This is a genomic window from Nocardioides koreensis, assembly GCF_039531775.1.
Taxonomy (GTDB): domain Bacteria; phylum Actinomycetota; class Actinomycetes; order Propionibacteriales; family Nocardioidaceae; genus Nocardioides; species Nocardioides koreensis.
This window is the reverse complement of record NZ_BAAAQR010000007.1, coordinates 1-22,862: the sequence shown is the minus strand read 5'-3', so window position 1 is coordinate 22,862 and position 22,862 is coordinate 1. Positions and strand designations below refer to the sequence as shown.

The 22,862-nt window shown below is 71.2% G+C and carries 20 protein-coding genes and 1 rRNA gene; 4 read left to right on the top strand and 17 right to left on the bottom strand.

Features of this window, described 5'->3' with window-relative positions; genetic code table 11:
• Positions 1-122: 122 nt before the first annotated feature.
• A complete protein-coding gene (locus ABD268_RS12285) occupies positions 123-1,106 on the top strand; it encodes a zinc metalloprotease (protein WP_344152204.1) in 984 nt (327 codons plus the stop codon).
• Positions 1,107-1,154: 48 nt separating this feature from the next.
• Here the strand turns inward: ABD268_RS12285 and ABD268_RS12280 are convergent, their stop codons facing one another.
• The 3 genes from ABD268_RS12280 to ABD268_RS12270 form a co-directional block, all read right to left on the bottom strand.
• Positions 1,155-2,228 carry a branched-chain amino acid aminotransferase gene (locus ABD268_RS12280; RefSeq protein ID WP_344152201.1) on the bottom strand — a complete coding sequence of 358 codons (1,074 nt, stop codon included), beginning with the start codon at positions 2,226-2,228 and terminating at the stop codon, positions 1,155-1,157.
• Between the two features lie 88 nt (positions 2,229-2,316).
• On the bottom strand, positions 2,317-3,399 hold the full coding sequence (locus tag ABD268_RS12275; protein WP_344152198.1) for a 3-isopropylmalate dehydrogenase: 1,083 nt from the start codon (positions 3,397-3,399) through the stop codon (positions 2,317-2,319).
• Positions 3,400-3,409: 10 nt separating this feature from the next.
• Complete coding sequence (locus tag ABD268_RS12270; protein WP_344152195.1) at positions 3,410-3,547, bottom strand: hypothetical protein; 138 nt, start codon at positions 3,545-3,547, stop codon at positions 3,410-3,412.
• Positions 3,548-3,925: 378 nt separating this feature from the next.
• On the opposite strand from ABD268_RS12270, the gene ABD268_RS12265 reads away from it, so the two are divergent.
• Positions 3,926-4,492 carry an O-methyltransferase gene (locus ABD268_RS12265; RefSeq protein ID WP_344152192.1) on the top strand — a complete coding sequence of 189 codons (567 nt, stop codon included), beginning with the start codon at positions 3,926-3,928 and terminating at the stop codon, positions 4,490-4,492.
• 71 nt (positions 4,493-4,563) lie between these two features.
• Here ABD268_RS12265 and ABD268_RS12260 read toward each other — a convergent pair whose 3' ends face one another.
• Both ABD268_RS12260 and yczE read right to left on the bottom strand, forming a co-directional pair.
• Positions 4,564-7,083, bottom strand: coding sequence for a hypothetical protein (locus tag ABD268_RS12260; protein WP_344152189.1), 2,520 nt, complete (start codon positions 7,081-7,083; stop codon positions 4,564-4,566).
• 192 nt (positions 7,084-7,275) lie between these two features.
• A complete protein-coding gene (gene yczE, locus ABD268_RS12255) occupies positions 7,276-7,974 on the bottom strand; it encodes a membrane protein YczE (protein ID WP_344152186.1) in 699 nt (232 codons plus the stop codon).
• A gap of 62 nt (positions 7,975-8,036) precedes the next feature.
• On the opposite strand from yczE, the gene yczR reads away from it, so the two are divergent.
• Complete coding sequence (yczR, locus tag ABD268_RS12250; protein ID WP_344152183.1) at positions 8,037-9,485, top strand: MocR-like transcription factor YczR; 1,449 nt, start codon at positions 8,037-8,039, stop codon at positions 9,483-9,485.
• 7 nt (positions 9,486-9,492) lie between these two features.
• Here yczR and serA read toward each other — a convergent pair whose 3' ends face one another.
• Positions 9,493-11,079 carry a phosphoglycerate dehydrogenase gene (gene serA, locus ABD268_RS12245; protein WP_344152180.1) on the bottom strand — a complete coding sequence of 529 codons (1,587 nt, stop codon included), beginning with the start codon at positions 11,077-11,079 and terminating at the stop codon, positions 9,493-9,495.
• A gap of 192 nt (positions 11,080-11,271) precedes the next feature.
• On the opposite strand from serA, the gene ABD268_RS12240 reads away from it, so the two are divergent.
• Complete coding sequence (locus ABD268_RS12240; RefSeq protein ID WP_344152177.1) at positions 11,272-12,924, top strand: ABC-F family ATP-binding cassette domain-containing protein; 1,653 nt, start codon at positions 11,272-11,274, stop codon at positions 12,922-12,924.
• Positions 12,925-12,948: 24 nt separating this feature from the next.
• Here ABD268_RS12240 and ABD268_RS12235 read toward each other — a convergent pair whose 3' ends face one another.
• The 11 genes from ABD268_RS12235 to rrf all read right to left on the bottom strand — a co-directional run bounded on the left by ABD268_RS12235 (position 12,949) and on the right by rrf (position 22,852).
• Entirely contained in the window at positions 12,949-13,452 is a 504-nt protein-coding gene (locus tag ABD268_RS12235; RefSeq protein WP_344152174.1) for a GNAT family N-acetyltransferase, read from the bottom strand.
• A gap of 74 nt (positions 13,453-13,526) precedes the next feature.
• On the bottom strand, positions 13,527-14,780 hold the full coding sequence (gene efeB / locus ABD268_RS12230; RefSeq protein WP_344152855.1) for an iron uptake transporter deferrochelatase/peroxidase subunit: 1,254 nt from the start codon (positions 14,778-14,780) through the stop codon (positions 13,527-13,529).
• Between the two features lie 14 nt (positions 14,781-14,794).
• The gene (gene efeO, locus ABD268_RS12225) at positions 14,795-15,955 is read right to left on the bottom strand and encodes an iron uptake system protein EfeO (protein ID WP_344152171.1); all 1,161 of its coding nucleotides are present in this window, start codon (positions 15,953-15,955) and stop codon (positions 14,795-14,797) included.
• A gap of 35 nt (positions 15,956-15,990) precedes the next feature.
• Positions 15,991-16,872, bottom strand: coding sequence for an iron uptake transporter permease EfeU (efeU, locus tag ABD268_RS12220; RefSeq protein WP_344152168.1), 882 nt, complete (start codon positions 16,870-16,872; stop codon positions 15,991-15,993).
• 108 nt (positions 16,873-16,980) lie between these two features.
• Entirely contained in the window at positions 16,981-17,691 is a 711-nt protein-coding gene (locus ABD268_RS12215) for a DsbA family oxidoreductase (RefSeq protein ID WP_344152165.1), read from the bottom strand.
• 125 nt (positions 17,692-17,816) lie between these two features.
• Positions 17,817-18,845, bottom strand: a complete 1,029-nt coding sequence (ilvC, locus tag ABD268_RS12210; RefSeq protein ID WP_344152162.1) for a ketol-acid reductoisomerase — start codon at positions 18,843-18,845, stop codon at positions 17,817-17,819.
• Positions 18,846-18,897: 52 nt separating this feature from the next.
• On the bottom strand, positions 18,898-19,440 hold the full coding sequence (ilvN, locus tag ABD268_RS12205) for an acetolactate synthase small subunit (protein ID WP_344152159.1): 543 nt from the start codon (positions 19,438-19,440) through the stop codon (positions 18,898-18,900).
• A gap of 76 nt (positions 19,441-19,516) precedes the next feature.
• A complete protein-coding gene (locus tag ABD268_RS12200) occupies positions 19,517-21,280 on the bottom strand; it encodes an acetolactate synthase large subunit (protein WP_344152156.1) in 1,764 nt (587 codons plus the stop codon).
• Between the two features lie 253 nt (positions 21,281-21,533).
• On the bottom strand, positions 21,534-22,202 hold the full coding sequence (locus tag ABD268_RS12195; RefSeq protein WP_344152153.1) for a VOC family protein: 669 nt from the start codon (positions 22,200-22,202) through the stop codon (positions 21,534-21,536).
• Entirely contained in the window at positions 22,199-22,615 is a 417-nt protein-coding gene (locus ABD268_RS12190; RefSeq protein ID WP_344152150.1) for a VOC family protein, read from the bottom strand. Before ABD268_RS12190 ends, ABD268_RS12195 begins: the two co-directional genes overlap by 4 nt.
• A 120-nt stretch (positions 22,616-22,735) precedes the next feature.
• Positions 22,736-22,852 (bottom strand): 5S ribosomal RNA (gene rrf / locus ABD268_RS12185).
• Between the last annotated feature and the right edge of the window lie 10 nt (positions 22,853-22,862).

Here is a 22,862-nt window from a genome sequence, read left to right as displayed (position 1 = left end):
GCCTCGCTCGCGCGTTCTCCCGCGCGAGATACCCGGAATCAGGTTTGCCCCGTCCGGTGGCGACGGGGAATCGTCGAGTCGCGTCCACTCGTCGACATCTGGCCACCCCTGGGGGAGGAACCATGAACCGATTGTCAGCCCGACGCACCATCGCCCCCTGGCTGGCGGGCGCCGCCCTGCTGCTGACCGTGGGGCTCGCCGCACCGGGAGGGGGCACGGCCCCGGCGGACGCCGCGGCCGTCGGCTGCGACGCGGGGCAGTCGGCCGCGCGGGCGACCCGGGGCATGCAGGGCGCCGACCCGAACTCCGTCACCACCCCCGCGTCCCGGCGCATGGACGGGCGGCTGCAGCAACGTGTGGATCGGTTGGTGGAGCGTGGGGTCCTCAAGTCCAACGGCGAGCCGCGCACCGCACGACGCATCACGGTGCCGACGCACGTGCACGTGATCACGGCCCCGTCCGGTGCCGTCGCGGTGACCCGTCAGCAGATCCGGGAGCAGATCCAGGTCCTGAACGACGCGTACGGGGGACGGACCTCGACGTCCTCGGTGCAGACGCCGTTCAGGTTCAAGCTCGTCTCGACGGACGTGACCGTCAACAGGGACTGGTACTTCTGGCACGTCGGCAACAAGGGCGAGAGCGAGACCGCCGTCGCCGCGAAGAAGGCCCTCCACCAAGGCGGCTGGGGCGACCTCAACATCTACATCGCCAGCCTCGACGACACCATCCTGGGCTACGCACAGTTCCCGTGGCAGGGAAACCTGGCCCTCGACGGCCTGGTGCTGTCCAACCAGGCGTTGCCGGGCGGGGCTTACACCGGGTACGACGAGGGCGACACCGCCACCCACGAGATCGGTCACTGGCTCGGCCTGTTCCACACCTTCCAGAACGGCTGCAAGAAGCCGGGCGACCTGGTTGCGGACACTCCGTACCAGGACGACGGCGACAACATCTACGAGTGCAACGAGAGCGACGACACCTGCACCCAGCCGGGCAGCGACCCGGTCCACAATTTCATGAGCTACGGCGACGACCCGTGCCTGGACCGGTTCACGCGGGGTCAGGCCCGACGGATGGTCGCGGCCTGGCTGGCCTTCCGCGCCTGACCCGTACGGCGCGCTGCTCCTCCGGCCCCGTCGGGCCGGGGCCGGGCCTCAGACGATGCGGTGCATCCAGCCGAAGGTGTCCTCGGCACGGCCGTACTGGAGGTCGACGAGCGCCTGGCGGACCTTCATCGTGAGGTCGGTGCTCGCGGGGGCCGGCACCTCGCCGCCCTGCCACTTCAGTCCCCCCACGGGGGTCACGACCGCGGCGGTGCCGCAGGCGAAGATCTCGGTGATCCGGCCGCTGCTGACGCCCTCGCGCCACTCGTCGATGGAGAACTTGCGCTCCTCGACCTGGTGGCCGAGCTTCCCGGCCAGCTCGATGATGCTCGAGCGGGTGATCCCCTCGAGGATGGTCCCGGTCCCGGGGGTCACGATCCGGCCGTCGTCGAAGACGAAGTACATGTTCATGCCGCCGAGCTCCTCGACGTACCTGCCCTCCTGGGCGTCGAGGAAGACGACCTGGTCGCAGCCCTCGGCGGTCGCCTCCTGCTGGGCGACCAGGGAGCTGGCGTAGTTGCCGCCGGTCTTGGCCGCGCCCATGCCGCCGCGGCCGGCCCGGGTGTACTCCTCGGTGAGCCACAGCGTCACCGGCTTGATGCCGCCCTTGAAGTAGGCGCCGGCGGGGCTGGCGATCACCATGAAGGTGACGTGCTGGCTGGGCCGGACGCCGAGGAACTTCTCGGTCGCGATCATGAACGGCCGGACGTAGAGGCTCTTCTCCCCCGCCGCGTCAGGCACCCACCGCTGGTCGACCCTGACGAGCTCGTCGACGGCGGCCACGAAGTCCTCGACCGGCAGCTCCGGGAAGGCCAGCCGCCGGCTGGACCGCACCATCCGCGCGGCGTTCTCCTCCGGGCGGAACGACCAGATCGAACCGTCCTCGTGCCGGTAGGCCTTCATGCCCTCGAAGGTCTCCTGGGCGTAGTGCAGCACCGCCGTGGCCGGGTCGAGGGTCAGCGGCCCGTAGGGCTCGATCCGGGCGCCGTGCCAGCCGGAGCCGGGCGTCCACTCCACGGTGAACATGTGGTCGGTGAAGTGCTGGCCGAACCCCGGGTTGGACAGGATCTCGGCGAGGCGGGCGTCGTCGACCGGCTGGGGGTTGAGGGTGGTGCTGATCTGCATGGAAGGCACGTTAGCCGACCTTATCGGTTGGGCGAGACGCCGAGCACCCCTCGGGTGCCCGGCGTCTCGGAAGGGTGGGGGGCAGCCGTCAGCCGGCTACTCGCGCCGCCACGGCGTCGCCGATCTCCGTCGTACGCCGTGTGGCGCCGGGGGTGCGCGCGGCCAGGTCCTCGATCACGGCGTGCTCGACGGCCGCGGCCGCGTCGGCGTACCCGAGGTGGTCGAGCAGCAGCGAGGCGGAGAGGATCGCAGCCGTGGGATCGGCCTTCTGCTGGCCCGCGATGTCCGGCGCCGACCCGTGCACGGGCTCGAACATGGAGGGTGCGGTGCGGTCGGGGTTGATGTTCCCCGACGCCGCGAGACCGATGCCGCCGGTGATGGCGGCGGCGAGGTCGGTGATGATGTCGCCGAACAGGTTGTCGGTGACGATCACGTCGAAACGGCCCGGATCGGTGGTCATGAAGATCGTCGCCGCGTCGATGTGGAGGTAGTCCACCGTGACGTCGGGGTACTCACGCCCGACCTCGGCCACGAGTCGCGACCAGACGGCGCCGGCGTTCACGAGGACGTTGGTCTTGTGGACCAGCGTGAGCTTCCTGCGCGGCCGGCGCTGCGCACGGGCGAAGGCGTCGCGGACCACCCGCTCGACGCCGAACGCGGTGTTGAGCGAGACCTCGGTGGCCACCTCGTGCGGGGTGCCCACCCGGATCGAGCCGCCGTTGCCGGTGTAGGGGCCCTCGGTCCCCTCACGGACGACCACGAAATCGACCTCGCCGGGCTGTCCCGAGATCTCCGGGCGCAGCGGCGACGCGACACCCGGGAACATGCGGGACGGCCTCAGGTTGACGTAGTGGTCGAGCTCGAAACGCAGCCGCAGCAGCAGCCCGCGCTCGAGGATGCCGGGCGGCAGGTTCGGGTCGCCGGGCTTGCCGCCGACCGCGCCGAGCAGGATCGCGTCCTGCCCGCGGATCTCCTCGAGCACCGAGTCCGGGAGGACCTCGCCGGTCGCCAGGTAGCGCTCGGCACCGAGGTCGTAGCGGGTCGGCTCGAACTTCACCTCACCGGGCGCGGCGGCCTCGAGGACCTTGAGCGCCTCGGCCGTGACCTCCTGGCCGATGCCGTCACCGGGGATGACGGCGAGCCTGAGGGTTCCGGAGTTCGAGTCAGTCATGTCGCGAACGTTAGTTGTCGTCGGGGCGCTGGCCGCCGTTGTCTCGCAGGTCAAGCGAGGCCTGGACGGCGGCCCAGGTGTTCTCGGCGCTGCGGGGGTTCTCGGGGTGGTGGCTGGCCGGTCCCCACTCGGGGTACATGTCGTACATCGGTCGTGCTCCTCTGGGTGATCCTGGGTGGACGTGCTCGGTGTGGGACACCGAAGAAGCCCCGCGGCGGGGGGCGGGTCTGCTCATGGATCACATGAGAGGGAGAACCATCAGGTCTGCGGATCGCGCACGTGCTGTTGGGTGCGGTCCGCCGCGGAGGGCGTCTTCAGATGAGCGTGAAGCCGGTCAACGCCGAACACCGCGGCGAGGTGGCCTCACAAGCAGTGGTTACTGCTGGGCCTCGCCGCGGCACTCGATAAGTACGAAGACGCTCCGCATGGTGAGCCCAGGGTACGACGACCGCGACGGGCCCCGACACGGCTTTTCGGCAACTGTTCACGATGCGAGACGAGATGCTCATGATGAGAGACTCGGCCCATGAGCGCTCCCCCCGAACTCCCCGATGTCGTGTCCCGAGCGTTCGCGGTGTCCCGCAGGTCGGGATACGTCTCGTTCTGCCGCAACGAGACCGGGCGCCTGCTCGCCACGCTGGCCGCGACCCGCGGCGGGACGATGGCGGAGTTCGGCACCGGCTGCGGCGTCGGCACCGCCTGGCTCCGCTCCGGCGTACGCGGCGAGGCCCGGATCGTGACCGCCGAGCTCGACCCCAAGCTGGCCGGCGCGGCCGCCGAGATCTTCGTGGACGACCCGCAGGTCGAGGTGCTCGCGGCCGACTGGTCCACGCTGCTGGACAAGGGCCCCTTCTCGCTGCTGTTCCTGGACTCCGGGGAGCCGACCGAGGTCGGGGTGGACGCCGTCGCCGACCTGGTCGAGGAGGGCGGGATCGTGGTGCTCGACGACTTCACGCCCTGCGAGCTCTGGCCGCCGATCACCAGCGGCCGCGTGGACACCCTCCGCGAGCAGTGGCTCACCGACGAGCGCTTCACCGCCGTCGAGGTGATGGTGGCCTCCGACGCCTCCACCATCATCGCCACCAAGCGCTGACGCGGCCGGGTCGGCGCGCCTACCTGTGCAGGCGCGCCGACCCGGGTCTTCCATCTACTCCCCCCACGGACTCATTTCGCCGTCACCTTGCGCCAGCCGGTCGCCCGGAGCACGTGGTTCTGGCTGTCGAAGCTGATGACCCGCCAGGAGTACTTGCCCTTGGTCAGCGGGCGCACCGGCGCGTAGCTGGTCTGGGCCGTGGTGGCGTACTGCTCGACCGTGGAACCTCGGCGAAGCTCCCAGCGGTAGTACGCCGCCTGGGGCGCGGCCCGCCACGAGAAGATCGCGCGGGTCCGGCTGACGGTGCTCCCGGGCTGCAGCAGCTTGGGCCTCCCGGACGTGACACGGAACCGCTGCCAGGGTCCCCAGGCCCCCGCGTGCCCGTCATAGTCGGTGCGCCGGACGCGCCAGACGAAGTCCTTGCCGAGCGCCTGGAGGGGCTTGCTCGCCGTGTACGCCGCCTGCCGGATGTTGGTGACCTTCAGCGCCAGGTTGCCGGCCGACGCCGTGGTGTCGCTGTTCCGGTACACCTCGAGGTCGTAGTAGTGCGCGTACGTCAGCGGGTGCCACCGGAACGGCTGGACCCCGTTGACCACGGCACCGTCCGTCGGGGACGTCACGACCGGTGTCGGTGACGACTTCGTGAACTGGCGGACGGGGCTCCAGGTCAAGGGGTTTCCGGTGCCGTCGATGGCCTGCACCCGCCAGTAGAGCACCCCCTCGGGGTAGGAGTTCTTGTAGGCCGTGAAGGTCGTCTGGTCGACGATCGCCTCGTAGACCTTGTCGGTCCGGGTCACGACGAACGAGGAGTTCTGGGAGACCTGGATCCGGTAGCTGCGGGCGGCCTGCGTCGGGTGCTCGCCCGTGGCGGGATCCGTCGTCACCTTGTTGGTCGCCAGGTAGTCGGTCCAGTCGAAGGTCGCCTGGTCGGCCAGCACCGCGTTGTCCGCGGGGGACACCAGCGCGACGGGCGCCGACTTCTTCTGGAACGCGTTGGACGCCTCCTCCGGGGTCAGGCCGCACCCGGTGCCACAGGGCCGGATGAACCAGTAGTACGCCTCGCCCGCCTGGGTGTCGGGCAACGCGAAGCTGGGCGGCATGAACCGGGTGTTGGTGGTGTGGAACATCGTGTCCGGGTTCCCCACGTCACCGAAGCCGTCCACCATGTTCGTGAAGTTGCGGTCGTGCGCGAGGTAGACGATGTACGACGTGGCTCCGGGTGCCGGGTCCCAGTCGAGCATCGGGGTGGAGGTGACACCGGAGCACACACCTCCGGAGACGCCCAGAGATGCGGTGCACGGACCGACGCCGTTGCCCTCCAGCACGAGCCGCTCGCCGGTGACCTCGCCCGGGCTCGCGCTCGTGAGAGTGGGCGGCGTCCAGGAGAACGAGCCGACCTCGGAGAAGCGACCGTTGACGGTCGTGTAGGCGCTGGTGTTGCTGTCCATGGCGCGCACCCGCCAGTACCAGGTGCCGGCCTTGGTGGGCATGCACCTGTTGTCGTACAGACCCTGCTTGCTCCATCCGGGCGTGTAGGTCGTCTGGGTGCTCTTGCAGGTCTTGAAGGTGGCTCCGCTCGAGAACCCGGGGTCCGTGCCGACGTCCAGGAGGTACCACGCCGCGTGCGGGACGGGGGTCCACTGGAAGGTCAGGTCGGTGTTGGGGGGCGTCGAACCGGTGGCCGGCGTGACCAGGGAGGGCTTCTCCGGCCAGCTCCGTTGGAAGACCCCGGTCCGGTCGGGGTAGACCGGCCACTCCTCGGTCTGGCCGAACACGTCTCGCGCTCGGACCTGCCACCAGTACGACGCGTTGTCGTATGTGGTCGGCGGCGAGTAGCGGGTGCCGGACACGTACTGGTGGTCGGTGATCACGTTGAAGCCGTTGTCGGTGCTGACCCGGACCTCGTAGTCGACGGCGCCCGGCACCGGGTCCCACTGCAGCACCACGTCCTCCATCGTGGGCTCGGTGGCCTTCAGCCCGACCCTGGGCAGGGCCCCGATGGTGTACGAACGCTCGGTCGAGGGCAGCGAGTTGATCGCGCTGTCGAAGTACGCGCGCACCCGCCACCAGTAGGTACCGGGCTGCTGGGTCTCGGTGGGGACCAGCGAGGTGGTCTCGGTGGTGTACGTCTCGGTGTCGACCCAGTCGCGCTCCTCGCCGTCGATCTCGACCACGTAGCTCCGGGCACCCGGCACCGGGTCCCACCGCAGCACCGGCGGGTGCTCCGGCTGGTCGAGGTCGGCGCCGTCCGCCGGCTCGGTCAGGATCGGGCCGCTGCGCTGGGAGCGGTTGAACGAGGCCGAGGACCACTTGCTCCACCCGCTGCCCCTGGTGGCCGCCACCCGCCAGTACACCTTGCCGAACGGCACCACGGCCGTGGGCGTGGCGTGGGTGTTGGTCGTCAGGACGTCGAGCACCGGGCTGTCGTACGAGCTCGAGGACGCGACCTGTACGTGGTAGGAGATCGCCCCCTTCACGGGCTTCCAGGACAGCACGACCGCGGTCACGCTGGACTGGCTGGTGAGCCCGGACGGCTTGGCCACCGCGGCCATTGCCGGTGTACCCACCAGCCCGGTTACCAGCGGTCCCACCAGAGCAAGAATGAACACCGCAAGCCGCACACGCGACCTCGCGAGAAGAGCCTCGACCATCATTTCCCCCTTGACGTAGGTCTCGGAGGTTAGGCAGCCGGACGGCCTGCCTGATGGGCTAACGCGGGAAGCAGGAGCGGTCGTCCAACGCCACACCACCCGAGTGGGTGGCCCGGCGCTGGCCCCGCGGGACTAGTCCGAACCACCCATCCGGACCGGCGATGCCCCTGGGGCATCCACGGAGACCGTCCAGCGCGGCAGCCACAGCTGGGTGAGCGGCCCGATCGCGAGGGCGTAGAGAACCGTGCCGAGGCCTGCCACACCACCCAGCAGCAGGCCGATCAGCACGACCGCCACCTCCAGGCCGGTGCGGACCAGCCGCAGCGAGAGGCCGGTGCGCCGGTGCAGGCCCGTCATCAAGCCGTCGCGCGGACCGCGCCCGAGCTGCGCGCCGATGTACATCGCGCTGGCCAGGCCGCACAGCGCGACCCCGCCCACCATGAGCCCGCCCTGCAGCACCAAGGCGTCCGGGTGGTGCAGCAACGCGAGCGTGGCGTCGGCGGAGAAGCCGACCACGAGGGCGTTGGAGATGGTCCCGATCCCGGGCGTCTCGCGCAGCGGGATCCACGCCACCAGCACCACGAAGCTCATCACCACGACCGCCTGGCCCAGCGTGATCGGCACGTGTCGGATCAGCCCGGAGTGCAGCACGTCCCAGGGCGCCAGCCCGAGGTCGCCGCGCACCATCATCGCCAGGGACACGCCGTACAGCACCAGGCCGACGTAGAGCTGCGGCAGCCGGCGCCCCAGCCGCCCCGCCCGGAGCTGGGCGACGGGGCCGAGGTCGGTCAGCCCAGGACGGGCGGTGACGGGGCGGGCGATCGTCGACATGGGACAAGCCTGCGTAGCGATTGGCCTTCTCATCAATAGCCAATCGTGAAACAGTGGCCTGCATGACCCAGTCCACTCAACGGACCGTCGGCGCCGCCCGCGTCGCCGCGCTGGTCGACGGCTTCGACCGCTCCCCCGCGTACGCCGGGCTCGCCGAGGCGCTGACCCTCCTCATCGGCGACGGCCGGATCGGCCTGGGCGCCCGGCTGCCCAGCGAACGCGAGCTCACCGAGGCCCTCGGGGTCTCGCGCACGACCGTGACCCGGGCCTACGCCGCGCTGCGGGAGACGGGGTACGCCGAGGCGCGGCAGGGCTCGGGCACCTTCACCCAGGTGCCGGGCGGCCGGGCGCGCGCGCACGACCGGGCCCTGCTCCCCCGCCCTGGGGACGACGAGGCCATCGATCTCAACTGCGCGGCCGCGTCCGCGCCTCCCGGGCTGGCGACGGCGTACGCCGAGGCCGCCGCCGAGCTGCCCGCCTACCTCGGGGGTCACGGGTACTTCCCCGCCGGCCTCCCCCAGCTCCAGCGCGCCATCGCCGCGACGTACGACGCTCGCGGCCTGCCGACCGACCCCGACCAGATCATGGTCACTCCGGGCGCCCTGAGTGCGGCCTCCATCGTGGCGCAGGCCTTCACCGGCCCCGGCGACCGGGTGCTGGTCGAGTCGCCGGTCTACCCCAACGCCACCCAGGCGATCCGGCACAGCGGCGCCCGGCTCACCGGGTGCCCCGTCGACCCCGACGGCTGGGACCTCGACGCGGTGGGCGCCGCGCTGCGCCAGTCCGGGCCGAAGCTGGCCTACCTGATCCCCGACTTCCAGAACCCCACCGGACTCGTGATGACCGACGCCCAGCGCGAGGAGTACGCCGCGCACCTGCGTCGGGCGCGCACGATCGCCGTGGTCGACGAGGCCCACCAGGCGCTCGCGCTCGACGGGCAGCGGATGCCCCGCCCGTTCGCGGCCCACTCCCCCGCGGCGATCACGATCGGCAGCGCCAGCAAGAGCTTCTGGGGAGGTCTTCGGCTCGGGTGGATCCGTTCCCCCGAGGGCCGGATGGAGCAGCTGACCCGGGCCCGGGTGGGGCTCGACCTCGGCGCGCCGGTCATGGAGCAGCTGGTGCTCGTGCGGCTCCTCGAGGACGCCGGCTCGGTCCTCGAGGACCACCGCTCCCGGTTGCGCGAGCAGCGCGACGCCCTGGCCGCCGCAGTCCGCGCCCGGCTGCCCGAGTGGCGGTTCCGGCTCCCGGCGGGCGGGCTCGCGCTGTGGTGCGAGCTGCCGGGCCCGCTCGGCACGGCGCTGGCCGCCGAGGGCGAGCGGCGCCGCGTCATCGTGGCCCCGGGGCCGGTGTTCGCCGCCGAGGGCGGCCTGGACCGCTTCGTACGGATCCCGTGGACCCGTCCCGCGGACGAGCTCGAGGACGCGGTCGACCGGCTCGCCGAGGCGTGGGACGTCGTCCGCGGCCGCCAGGGCGCGCGCGCCACCGGTCCCGGGCGGGTGATGGTCGCCTGAGCCTGGCTCAGGTGAGGTCGACCGCCCGCACGGACGCGGCGGCGATCGCCTCCTGGATCTCGGCCAGCGACTCGTTCGCGATCGCGGAGTCGACCGACAGGGCGACCAGGGCCTGCCCGCCCTTGGCGTCGCGGGCGACCTGCATGCCGGCGATGTTCACCCCGGCGTCGCCGAGGATCCGGCCGACGGTGCCGACCATGCCCGGCCGGTCCTCGTAGCGGAAGAACGCCAGGTGCTCCGTGGGCTCGATGTCGACGTCGAAGCCGTTGACCTCGACCAGCCGCTCCTTCTGGCCGATCCCGATCAGGGTCCCGCTCACCGAGACCTGCGAGCCGTCCGCGAGGGTGCCGCGGATCGTGATGAGGTTGCGGTGGTCGGGGCTCTCCGGGTCGGCGACCAGGCGTACGGCGCAGCCGCGCTCGGCCGCGAGCAGCGGTGCGTTCACGTAGGACACCTGCTCCTCGACGATGTCGGCGAAGACCCCCTTGAGCGCGGCCAGCTCCAGCACCTTGACGTCGTAGTCGGTGATCTCCCCGCGGACCTCGACGTCGATCGACTCGGCCACGGACCCGGCGAGGCCGGTGAAGATCCGCCCGAGCTTCTCGGTGAGCGGGATGCCGGGGCGGACGTCCTCGGCGATCACACCGCCCTGCACGTTGACCGCGTCGGGCACCAGCTCGCCGGCGAGCGCGAGCCGCACCGAACGGGCCACCGCGAGCCCGGCCTTCTCCTGGGCCTCGTCGGTGGAGGCGCCGAGGTGCGGCGTCGCGACCACGTTGTCCAGCTCGAAGAGCGGGCTGTCGGTGCAGGGCTCCGTGGCGAAGACGTCGAGCCCGGCGGCCGCGACCCGGCCCTCCTTGAGCGCGGCGTACAGCGCGACCTCGTCGACGATGCCGCCCCGGGCGGCGTTGACCAGCACCAGCGACGGCTTGACCCGGGCGAGCTGTTCGGCGCCGATCAGGCCGATCGTCTCGGGGGTCCTCGGCAGGTGCACGGACATGAAGTCCGCCTCGGCCAGCAGCGTGTCGAGGTCGACGAGCCGGACGCCCATCTGGGCGGCCCGGCCGGCCTGCACGTAGGGGTCGTAGGCCACGACCCTCATCCCGAACGCCGAGAGGCGCTGGGCGACCAGCACCCCGATCCGGCCCAGGCCGACGATCCCGACCGTCTTCTCGTAGAGCTCGGTGCCGGTGTAGCGCGACCGCTTCCACTCGCCGTGGCGCAGCGCCTGGTGGGCGGGCGAGAGGTGCCGGGCCGCGGCCAGCATCAGCGCGACGGCGAGCTCGGCGGCCGAGACGATGTTGGACGTCGGCGCGTTGACGACCATGACACCGGACTGGGTCGCCGCCCGCACGTCGACGTTGTCGAGGCCGACGCCGGCCCGGGCCACGACCTTCAGGTGGTGCGCGGCTGCCAGGGCCTCGGCGTCCACCTTGGTCGCCGAGCGGACCAGCAGCGCGTCGGCGTCGGCGACGGCCGACAGCAGCGCACCCCGGTCGGCGCCGTTGCAGGTGCGGATCTCGAAGTCCGGGCCGAGCGCCTCGACGGTGGCCGGGCTCAGCTCCTCGGCGATGAGTACGACGGGCTTGGTCACAGCGGTGTCCTCGCTCCTGGTGTGGGGGAAGGCATGCACGACGCTGTGCGGATTTCCACACTACCCGAGCACGACGCCGTAATTCGGTTGTGTCCGCGCCCGCCCGCGCGGCTAATCTTCCGCCGTGGACATCGCCTGACGACTCCGAGCCCGCCCGCCCGCGCGGGGCCCCTTCGTCACTCCTGGAGCAACATGTCCACGACCCTCACCATCGCCGGCCTCGACGTCAGCTTCGCTGCGCGCACCCTCTTCACCGGGCTCGACCTCGTGCTCGCCGACGGCAACGTCACCGCCGTCGTCGGGGCCAACGGCTCCGGCAAGTCCACGCTGATGCGCACGATCGTCGGGGAGCTGCCGATCGAGTCCGGCACGATCCAGCTGGCCCCTCGCGACGCCACCATCGGGTGGCTCCCCCAGGTGGTGCCGGACCCCGCCGAGTCGCTGCTCGCGTACGCCCGGCGGCGGACCGGCGTGGCCACGGCCGACCGCGAGCTCGACCACGCCTCGACCGCCCTGGCCGAGGGCCGCCCCGGCGCCGACGAGGAGTACGCCGCCGCGCTGGAGCGCTGGCTCGCGCTCGGCGCGGCCGACCTCGAGGACCGGCTGCCCCAGGTGACCGCGAAGGTGGGCCTGGAGGTCGCTGCCGACCGGCCGCTCGGCAGCCTGTCCGGAGGTCAGGCCGCCAGGGCCGCGCTGGTCGCCGTGCTGCTCAGCAGGTACGACGTGCTGCTCCTGGATGAGCCGACCAACGACCTCGATGCGCGCGGCCTCGCGCTGATCGTCGAGTTCGTCACCGGCCACCGGGGCCCGATCCTGATCGCCAGCCACGACCGCAGCTTCCTGGACCGGGTCACCACCCATGTCCTGGAGCTCGACCTGGCCCAGCAACGGATCGGGCACTACACCGGCGGCTGGTCGGAGTACGTCGCGGCGCGGGACCTGACCCGCCGCCACGCCCGCGAGGCCTACGACACGTACGCCGCGCAGCGCGACGACCTGCTCGCCCAGGCCCGGCGCCGCGACGACTGGGCGACGAAGGGGCACCGCAACGTCGCCCGCGGCGGCGAGCCGGACAAGCACGTGCGCGAGAAGCACAGGGCGCGCGCCGACCGGCAGTCGGCCAAGGCGGCCCGACTCAAGAACGCCGTGGACCGGCTGGACGTGGTCGAGCAGCCGCGCAAGGAGTGGGAGCTGCGCTACTCGATCACCCCGGGCCCGGAGCCGGCCGCGGTGGTGGCCACGCTGGACGGGGCCGAGGTCGTCCGCGACGGGTTCCGGCTCGGGCCGGTCGACCTGACCGTGGCCCGCGGTGACCGGGTCGCGATCGCAGGTGACAACGGCAGCGGCAAGACGACGCTGGTCAAGGCACTGCTCGGCGAGATCCCGCTGACGGCGGGCCGGCGTTCCCTGGGCACCCGGGTCCGGGCCGGCGTCCTGGACCAGCGGCGCTCACTGCTCGACTCCGACGCCTCGGTCGTCGACGTGGTCCGCGCCGAGCTCGCCGACACCGGGCAGCAGGAACCCGACCGGGGCGAGGTCCGCACCCTGCTGGCCAAGTTCGGACTCGGCAGCGAGCACGTCGACCGTCCGGCGCGGACCCTGTCGATGGGTGAGCGGACCAGGGCGGTGATGGCGGTCTTCCAGGCGCGCGAGGTGAACGTGCTCGTCCTCGACGAGCCGACAAACCACCTCGACGTGGCGGCGATCGAGCAGCTGGAGGAGGCGCTGGCCGACTACACCGGCACGCTGCTCGTGGTCAGCCACGACAAGGCCCTCGTCGAGTCGCTGGGCGTCACCCACCACTGGCAGGTCGCCGACGGCCGGGTGACGGTCAGCCGGCGGTGACCGCGGGCGCGTCGTCCCAGCCGCTCAGCCCTCCCGTGGGATCGCCAGCCAGTCCGCCCAGCTGAGGTCGCGGCCGACGTACCGCGGCGCGGTGAGCGGCCAGTCCGACGCGATCCACGCGGGCACGAGCTCGTCCAGCGCGGCCTCGACCGGCGAGCCGACGTGCTCGTCACGCACCCACCACGAGATGTCGGCGTCCGCGCCGGCCTTGTCCGCGGGGTCGATGTAGACGCAGCCGACCAGCTCGGTCTCCCCGGCGTCGAAGAGGGCGTAGTTGAACGACTCGTGGGACTGGATCTCCTCCCAGTGGTGCTGGAGGTCCTCTCGGTCCTGCTCGGCGGTCATGTCGGCCGGGGGCCAGCCCCAGGCCTCGCCGTAGATCGACCAGAGCCGCTGCCGCGACCCCATCACCGCCGGCATGTCGAGCTCGGTGTCGTCGGGGTGGATCGGACGCAGGTGGTGGCCGGTCGGCAGCTCGACCCGGGTGGGGTGCTGCCAGTCGGCGGGCAGCCAGGGTGCGGTCGTCATCGCGTCGGTCCTCTCGAGGTGCGGACCGGCATCGTAGGAGCGTCCGGCTCCCGGCGCAGGAGAATCGACGTCGATCAGGCGAAGAGGGCCTGGCCGACGTGCTCCCCCGGCCGCGCGCCGGCCGGCACCGCGAACAGCGCGGACCCGGTGACCTTGAGGTACTCCATCAGGGCGTCGACCTTCGCCATTCGGGTCTGCACGGGGATGAAGTGGGTGCGCGGGTCGCGCACGTACGCCAGGAAGAACAGGCCGGCGTTCAGGCCCCCGAGCGCGTCGGTGCCGTCGACGAAGTTGTAGCCGCGGCGGAGCATCCGGACGCCACCGTTGTGGTCCGGGTGCACGACGCTGACGTGGGAGTCGCGCGGGATGACCGGCCCGTCGCTGCCGGGCATCGTGAAGTCGGGCTCGGTGAGCTCGCCCCCGCCGGACAGCGGCGCCCCCGTGTCCTTGGTGCGGCCCACGAAGGACTCCTGGTCCCCGAGCGGCTGGCGGTCCCAGACCTCGATGGTCATGTTGATCCGCCGGGCCACCAGGTAGGACCCGCCGGCCAGCCAGTCGGCCTTCGCGTCGTCGCCGGCGCCGACCCACACGTGCTCGTCGAGCGCCGCAGCCTCCTCGGCCTTGACGTTGGCGGTGCCGTCCTTGAATCCGAACAGGTTGCGAGGGGTCGACTGGGCGGTCGAGGTCGTGGAGGTACGGCCGAAGCCGAGCTGGGACCAGCGCACGGAGACCGTGCCGAAGCCGATCCGGGCCAGGTTGCGGACGGCGTGCACGGCGACCTGCGGGTCGTCGGCGCAGGCTTGGACGCACAGGTCGCCCTGGGAGCGGGCCGGGTCGAGGTTGTCTCCGGGGAAGTGCGGGAGGTCGCGCAGCGCCTCGGGCTGCCGGTCGGCGAGCCCGAAGCGGTCCCTGCCCTGCGCGTCGACGAAGAGCCCCGGCCCGAAGCCGAAGGTGATCGTGAGCCCGCTCGCGTCCAGTCCGATCGCCTCGCCGGTGTCGTCCGGCGGCACGTTGGCCGCGCCCTCGACCGGGCCGATCTCACCGGCCGGCAGCCCCCGGGTCATCCGGTCGGCGGCCTCGGTCCAGGCCTTGAGCAGGGCCACCAGCTGCGCGCGGGAGCCCGTGATCACGTCGAAGGCCGCGAAGTGGAGCCGGTCCTGCGCGGGGGTGACGATGCCGGCCTGGTGCTCGCCGCGGAAGGCGTACGTCGGGTCCCCTGTGCCCGGCGTACCGCCTTCGTCCGCGGAGGCTCGCCCCGCGACGAACGCGCCGGCGAGACCGGCCGCGGCGGCGCCGCCACCGAGCAGCCCGCGACGGGAGACGTCCAGGGTGCGTCGGGAGGTCAGGAGATCACCGCCGCGGTCAGGTGTGACAGCGGCTCGGACAGGGCGTTGACGGCGTCCGCGAGCTGCTTCACTTCCTCGGCGGACAGGTAGTCGTAGGTCCGGAAGCCGTCACCCTCGCGGTGCGCGTCCAGCTGCTCCTGCAACGCGTCGAAGCGCTCGTCGAGGGTCTCCTCGAGCTCCGGGTCGTTCTGCTCGAGGATGGGCTCCACGACCTCGAAGGCCTTCTTCGCACCGTCCACGTTGGCTTGGAAGTCCCACAGGTCGGTGCGCGACCAGTACTCCTCCTCACCGGTGACCTTCCCGGTCGCCACCTCCTCCATCAGGCCGCGGGAGCCGTTGGCGATCTGGTCGACGGTGAACTCGAGCTCGCCGATGCGGTGGTCGAGGACCTTGGTGTTGGCGAGCAGGTCGTCGGCGTAGACGGCGCGCTGCTTCATGGTCAGGGACTCGTACTTCTCGGCGCGGGCCGGCCACAGGTCCTTCTCCATGCGGTGCCACCCGGTCCACTTCTGCCCGGGCTCGAGGTCGGCTTCACGGGCGTCCATCTTCGGGTCGAGGTCGCCGAACGACTCTGCCACCGTCTCGATGCGCTCCCAGTGGGTGCGGACCTCGGGGTAGAGCGCCTTGGCGGCACGGTCGTCGCCGGCCTTGTAGGCCTTCACGAACGCCGCCGTCCCGGTCAGCAGCTGGTCCGACTGCTCCTGCACGAACTCGCCGTACTCCTCCTCGGCATGCTCCACCAGCTCCGCCTCATCGGCGGAGGCGGCGACCTTCGCGCCCGAGTCGGTCACCGTGAAGTCGGCGCGGATGCCGTCGCCCTTCATGCCCGGCTTGCAGGCGGTGAGGTAGGTGCCGGCCGGGGCGGAGACCACGAGCTGGCGGGTGAGGCCGGGGCCGATGTTCTCGACCTCGCCGAGCACGCGCTCGGCGTTCTCGGTGTACAGGTAGAACTCCGTCACCTTGGACCCGTCGTTGGTGACGTCGAAGGTGAGCTTGCCCGACGGCGCCTCGGTGCCCGAGAGCTCGCAGGCGTCGTCGGTTGAGCTGACCGTGATGGTGCGGTCGTCCTCGCCCGCCTCACCGGAGGAGGCGTTCTGGGTGCAGGCGGACAGGGCCGGGACCGCGACCAGGGCGGCCGCGAGCAGGGGAAGGCGCATGGGGTGAGAGATTCCTTCGCGGGGGGGTTGCGGGGTCAGTTGGAGACGGGGGCAGGCTGCTGCTGCCTCGCCTGCGCCGCCGGCTTGGCGCCGCGACGACGCACACCGAGCACGAACAGCGCCATCGTGGGAACGGCGTAGACCAGCCAGGCCACGGCCTCGAGCACGGTGGTGACCGGCGAGAAGTTGAAGACGCCCTTGAGCAGCGTGGCGTACCAGGTGCCGGGGTCGATGACGCCGGAGACGTCGAAGGCGATGGTGTTCAGGCCGGGCAGGATGCCGGCCTCCTGCAGGTCGTGGATGCCGTAGGACAGCACGCCGGCGGCGACGAGGATCAGGAAGCCGCCGGTCCAGGCGAAGAAGCGGCTGAGGTTGATCGAGATCGCACCGCGGTAGATCAGGTACCCCAGGACCACCGCCGTGGCCAGGCCGAGGGCGGCGCCCAGCAGGGGCTCCCACGTCGAGGCGGCCGCCCCGGCCGCGTCGCGCGTGCCCGCCTGGGTCGCGGCCCAGAGGAACAGCGCCGTCTCGAGACCCTCGCGGCCGACCGCGAGGACCGCCACGAGCGCGAGCGACCAGCGGGTGCCGTCGGCGGCCTTGTCGATCTGGCCGCGCAGCTCGCCTCCCATCGCGCGGGCCGCGCGAGCCATCCAGAAGATCATCCAGGTCACGAAGCCGACCGCGACGATGGACAGCGTCCCGCCGATGGCCTCCTGGGCCTCGAAGGTGAGCCCGCGGGGGCCCCAGGTGAGGGCCGCACCGAACGCGAGGCTGACACCGACCGCCAGCGCCACGCCGGCCCAGATGCGGGGCAGCAGGTGACGGCGGTCCGTCTTCACGAGGTACGCGACCAGGATGCTCACGACGAGCGCGGCCTCGAGGCCCTCGCGAAGGCCGATCAGGTAGTTGGCGAGCACGGCATGTCCTTAGGTGAGGCTTACTTAGGCACGCCTAACCTTACACGTGAGCCGCGTCCCCCCGGAACCCGCGCCCACCCACCGATCGCCGCGACCTGGGTCACACCCTCAGACGGGGCAGCCGTCCGGCCCACACGCGTCCGCGCCGCCGATCACGTCGATCACCGGCCGCGACTCGGCCCAGGCCCGCTCCAGGACCTGGTCGAACACCTCACCCGGCTGCGCCCCCGCCACGCCGTACTTCTGGTCGACGACGAAGAACGGCACGCCGGTGGCGCCGTACGCCGCCGCCCGGCGGATGTCGGCCTCGACGGCAGCGGCGTACTCGTCGCCGGTGAGCACCTCCTTGACCCGCACCTCGTCGAGGCCGACGTCGGCCGCGAGCTCTGCGAGCACGCCGGGGTCGGCCACGTTGCGGGCGTCGAGGAAGTACGCCGCGAGCAGCGCCTCCTTGAGCTCGCCCTGCCGACCCTCGGCGGCCGCCAGGTGCAGGAGCCGGTGCGCATCGACGGTGTTGGCGCGCTGCGCCTCGCCGAGCCGGTAGACCAGCCCCTCCTCGGCGGCCACGGCCTCGACCCGGTCGATCATCTGCTGGCCCGCGGCAGGCCCCCCGCCGTACTTGCGTCCGAGGTGCTCGGCGACGGTCTCGCTGGGCTCGCCCGGCGCGGCCGGGTCGAGCTGGTAGGAGCGCCAGACGATCTCGACCTGCCCGGCGGCCTCGGGACGGGCCTGCTCGAACCGGCTCAACGCCCCTTCCAGCCGCCGCTTCCCGATGTAGCACCACGGGCAGACGACGTCACTCCAGATCTCGATGCGCATGCCCGGTGCAACGTTCAACCATCCACCCGTTGTTCCGCCGACCCGTCGCTCGTTCACGCAGCAGAGCGCCGACCCGTCGTCAGCTGACGACGGGTCGGCGCTCTGGGGGTCGAAGAAGCGTCGGGTCAGCGGGCGGAGGTGCCCTCGACGTAGTCGGAGTCGTGGCTCTTCACCCACGACATCAGCTTGCGCAGCTCGCGACCGGTCTTCTCGATCGGGTGCTGCTCGGCCTGCTCGCGGAACTTCCTGAACTCCGGCGAACCGGCCTCCTGGTCGTCGATGAAGCGCTTCGCGAAGGCACCGTTCTTGATGTCCTCGAGCACCGCCTTCATGTTCTCCTTGACGTGCTCGTCGATGACCCGGGGGCCGGAGACGTAGTCGCCGTACTCCGCGGTGTCGGAGACCGACCAGCGCTGCTTGGCGATCCCGCCCTCGTACATCAGGTCGACGATCAGCTTGAGCTCGTGGAGGCACTCGAAGTAGGCGACCTCGGGCTGGTAGCCGGCCTCGGTGAGGACCTCGAAGCCGTACATCACCAGCTGGCTCGCGCCGCCGCAGAGGACGGCCTGCTCACCGAACAGGTCGGTCTCGGTCTCCTCGGTGAACGTCGTCCTGATCCCGCCGGCACGCAGGCCGCCGATCGCCTTGGCGTAGGACAGCGCGAGGTCCCAGGTCTTGCCCGAGGCGTCCTTCTCGACCGCGACGAGCACCGGCACGCCGCGACCGTCGACGTACTCACGGCGGACCAGGTGCCCCGGGCCCTTCGGCGCGACCATGAAGACGTCGACGCCCTCGGGCGGGGTGATGTAGCCGAAGCGGATGTTGAAGCCGTGGCCGAACACCAGGGTGTCGCCCTCGGTGATGTTGGGCTCGATCTCCTCGGCGTAGAGCTTCCGCTGGTGCTGGTCGGGCGCCAGGATGACGATGACGTCGGCCTCCTCGGCCGCCTCCGCCGGCGTGAGGACGCGCAGGCCCTCGGCCTCGGCCTTCGCGCGGCTCTTCGACCCGGGCTGCAGGCCGATCCGGACGTCGACGCCCGAGTCGCGCAGGGACAGGGCGTGCGCGTGGCCCTGGCTGCCGTAGCCGATGACGGCCACGTTCTTGCCCTGGATCAGGGCCAGGTCGGCGTCGTCGTCGTAGAACATCTCAGCCACTGGGGCTCTCCTTCTGGGTTGTCTTGGTGGGTACGTCGGGTGGTTGCGGCGCTCAGCCGGTCGCCGCCGGCGGAGCAGGAATGGGGACGGGACGGAGGGTGCGCTCGCTGATGGACCGGGATCCGCGCCCGATGGCGACCATGCCGGACTGGACGAGCTCGCGGATCCCGAAGGGCTCCACGACCTTGAGGAACGACGCGAGCTTGTCGCCGTTGCCGGTGATCTCGATGGTGACCGCGTCGGTGGCGACGTCGACCACCCGGGCCTTGAACAGGGCCACCGCGTCGAGCACCTGGCCGCGGGTGTCGGCGTCGGCCTTCACCTTGACCAGCAGCAGCTCGCGGTTGACCGAGGCCGGGCCGTCGAGCTCGACGATCTTGATGACCTCGACGAGCTTGTTGAGCTGCTTGGTCACCTGCTCGAGCGGGGACTCCTCCACGTTGACCACGATGGTCATCCGGGAGACCTCGTCGTGCTCGGTCGGGCCGACGGCCAGCGAGTCGATGTTGAAGCCGCGTCGGCTGAACAGGCCCGCGATCCGGGCCAGGACGCCGGGCTTGTTCTCGACCAGCACGGAAAGGGTGTGCTTGCTCATCGACGTCCTCGCTTCGCTCCGGGCGCCGATGAGACTCTCAGGGCGCAGTGCTGGATGGTTCGCTCGCTCCGCTTGCTCACGGGTTGACCTCCCAGTCGTCCTCGGTGTCGTCGAACCGCGGCGCCATGTCACGGGCGTACTTGATGTCGTCGTTGCTGGTGCCTGCGGCGACCATCGGCCAGACCATGGCGTCGCGGTGCACCCGGAAGTCGACCACGACGGGTGCGTCGTTGATCTCCATCGCCTTGGTGATCGTCGCGTCGACGTCGGCCGGGCTGTCGCAGGCCAGGCCGACGCAGCCGTACGCCTCGGCGAGCTTGACGAAGTCGGGGATGCGCTTGGAGTGCAGGTCGGTGTTGGAGTAGCGCTCGTTGTAGAAGAGCGTCTGCCACTGCCGCACCATGCCGAGGGACTCGTTGTTGATCACCGCGACCTTGATCGGGATGTCGTTGATCGCACAGGTGGCCAGCTCCTGGTTGGTCATCTGGAAGCAGCCGTCACCGTCGATCGACCAGACCGTCCTGTCGGGGCAGCCGACCTTCGCCCCCATCGCCGCGGGGACCGAGAAGCCCATGGTGCCGAGACCGCCGGAGTTGATCCAGGTGTTCGGGTTCTCGTAGCTCACGAAGTGGGCTGCCCACATCTGGTGCTGACCCACTCCGGAGGTGTAGATCGCCTCGGGACCGGCGATCTTGCCGAGCCGCTCGATGACGTACTGCGGGGACAGGCTGCCGTCGGCCGGCTGGTCGTAGCCGAGCGGGTAGCGCTTCTTGATCCCGGCGAGGAACTCGACCCAGGCCTCGTAGTCACCGGTGTGCCCGGCGTCGGACTCGCCCTTGAGGGCGACGAGCAGGTCGCTGATCACCTCGCGGCAGTCCCCCACGATCGGCACGTCCGCGAGCCGGTTCTTGCCGATCTCGGCCGGGTCGATGTCGGCGTGGATGACCTTCGCACCCGGCGCGAACGAGTCGAGGTTGCCGGTGACCCGGTCGTCGAACCGGGCTCCCAGGCTGATGATCAGGTCGCTGCGCTGGAGACCGGCGACCGCGGCGACGGTCCCGTGCATGCCGGGCATGCCGAGGTGCTGGGGGTGGCTGTCGGGGAACGCGCCCCGCGCCATCAGCGTCGTGACCACCGGCATCCCGGTGAACTCGGCGAGGACGCGCAGCTCGCGCGCCGCACCGGCGCGGATCGTGCCGCCGCCGACGTAGAGCACCGGGCGCCGCGCCTCGAGGATGAGCTTGGCCGCCTCCCGGATCTGCTTCGAGTGCGGGCGGGTCACCGGCCGGTAGCCCGGAAGGTTGAGCTCGGTCGGCCACCGGAAGGAGGTCATGGCCTGGAGTGCCGACTTCGCGACGTCGACCAGCACCGGGCCCGGCCGCCCGGTCGAGGCGAGGTAGAACGCCTCGGCCACCGTGCGCGGGATCTCCGCCGGGTCCGTGACCAGGAAGTTGTGCTTGGTGATGGGCATCGTGATGCCCCGGATGTCGGCCTCCTGGAAGGCGTCCGTGCCGATCATCGAGGCGCCCACCTGCCCGGTCACGGCCACCATCGGCACCGAGTCCATGTGCGCGTCGGCGAGCGGCGTCACCAGGTTGGTCGCCCCCGGTCCTGAGGTCGCCATGCACACGCCCACCTTGCCGGTGGCGGCGGCGTACCCCTGGGCCGCGTGCCCGGCGCCCTGCTCGTGGCGCACCAGGATGTGCCGGATCGCCGTGGAGTCCATCAGGGGGTCGTACGCCGGGAGGATCGCGCCACCCGGGATGCCGAAGATGTTCTCGGCCCCCGCTGCCTCCAGCGACTTGATCAGGCTCTGTGCGCCCGTGATCTGCTCGCTCATCCCCTAGTTCCTGTCCTCACTCGTCCGATGAAACACCGACTCCCGGCCAACAAAAAACCCCTCGGCCCGTGGGCAACGAGGGGTCGACGCGCGTGCTGTGGTCGCTGGACTCAGCTCACGCGTCGCGTGCGTACAAGGATCTGCTGGCGCATGCGATCACGGTAGCCGTCGGGTCTCGTGCCCGTCACCTCAGTCTGTCAGGCGTCCCAGCATCTGGAACGCCCGTCCCGCTTCGCGAGACGAACGGCGGGGCTCAGGACGACTGGTTGCGGCCCTTCCAGGTCGTCACGCAGGCCTTGTTGCCCTCCGCGTCGGCCAGCACCCAGAACGTGGGCGCCCGCTCGTCGCTCACCAGGGTGCCGCCGGCGGCCAACGCCGCCTCCACCCGTGCGAACGCCTCCTCCGGGGGCACCCGGATGTCGAGGTGGAACCGCTGGCGAGGCTCCTCGTGCGGGTCGGTGCGCTGGAACCACAGCGTCGGAAGGACCCCCCTCCTGTCCACCAGCTCGTCGTGGAGCGGAGAGTCCCGCAGGCCCAGCACCGCCCGCCAGAACGGCTTGATCGCCTCGGGGTCCGCGCTGTCGAGGGCGACCTCGAGCACCTGGACGGCGGAGGGATCAGCGCGCACACCCAGGCCGGCAGCCAGCTCGCTGACCCGACGCGCGAGCCGGATGTCGCGCCGGGTGACCCCGAAGACGTCGTGGCTGAAGAGCCGCACGTGCAGCTGGCCGTAGCGCAGGTCGAGGTCCGGGTGGTGGTTCATCTCCTCGGCCGCGGCGCCGACAGCGTCGACCAGGCGCAGGGCGGTCGCGAAGTCGCCGGTCCGGTAGCGGGCGTGCAGCGCGTGGAACAGGATCCGCCAGTCCACGAGGCCCTCGGCCTCGACCTGGTCGGCGGTGAGGATCTGCTGGTCGTCGGTCACGGGAGCACCGCCTGTCCGATCGGGCCGGGATTCCACGCGATCTCCCAGCGGAAGCCATCAGGGTCGCCGAAGTAGCCGGTGTAGCCGCCCCACTCACGCTCCGCGGCGGCGTGCACGGGATCGGCGCCTGCCGCGCGCGCGGTCTCGAGCACGGCGTCGACCTCCTCCCGAGTGGCGACGTTGTGCGCGAGCGTGACCGGCGCGAGGCCGGCCCCTCGTCGGATCGGCCCGACCTCACCCTCGAAGCCGGCCTCGCTCCACAGCGAGAGAACGACGTGCTCGCCCACCTGGATCATCAGCACCTCGTCGGGCACGTCGAGCGCGGCCGTCCAACCCAACCCGTCCACGTAGAAGCGCCGGGTCGCCGTCAGATCTCGCACTGCCAGGGTCACGAAGCTGAGCCGCTGGTCCATGGGGCCCACCTTGCCACGGCGTCCCGACACTGCCGAGCCTCTCCACGACCGAGTCGGCACGAATTGTCCGTAAATGCAGGTAGGGCCACCCCGTGACGGGGTGGCCCTACCTCAATGCTTGTCCGGCGGCGTCCTACTCTCCCACAGCCTCGCGGTTGCAGTACCATCGGCGCTGAAAGGCTTAACTTCCGGGTTCGGGATGGGACCGGGTGTTTCCCTTTCGCTATGGCCGCCGTAACTCTGGCGG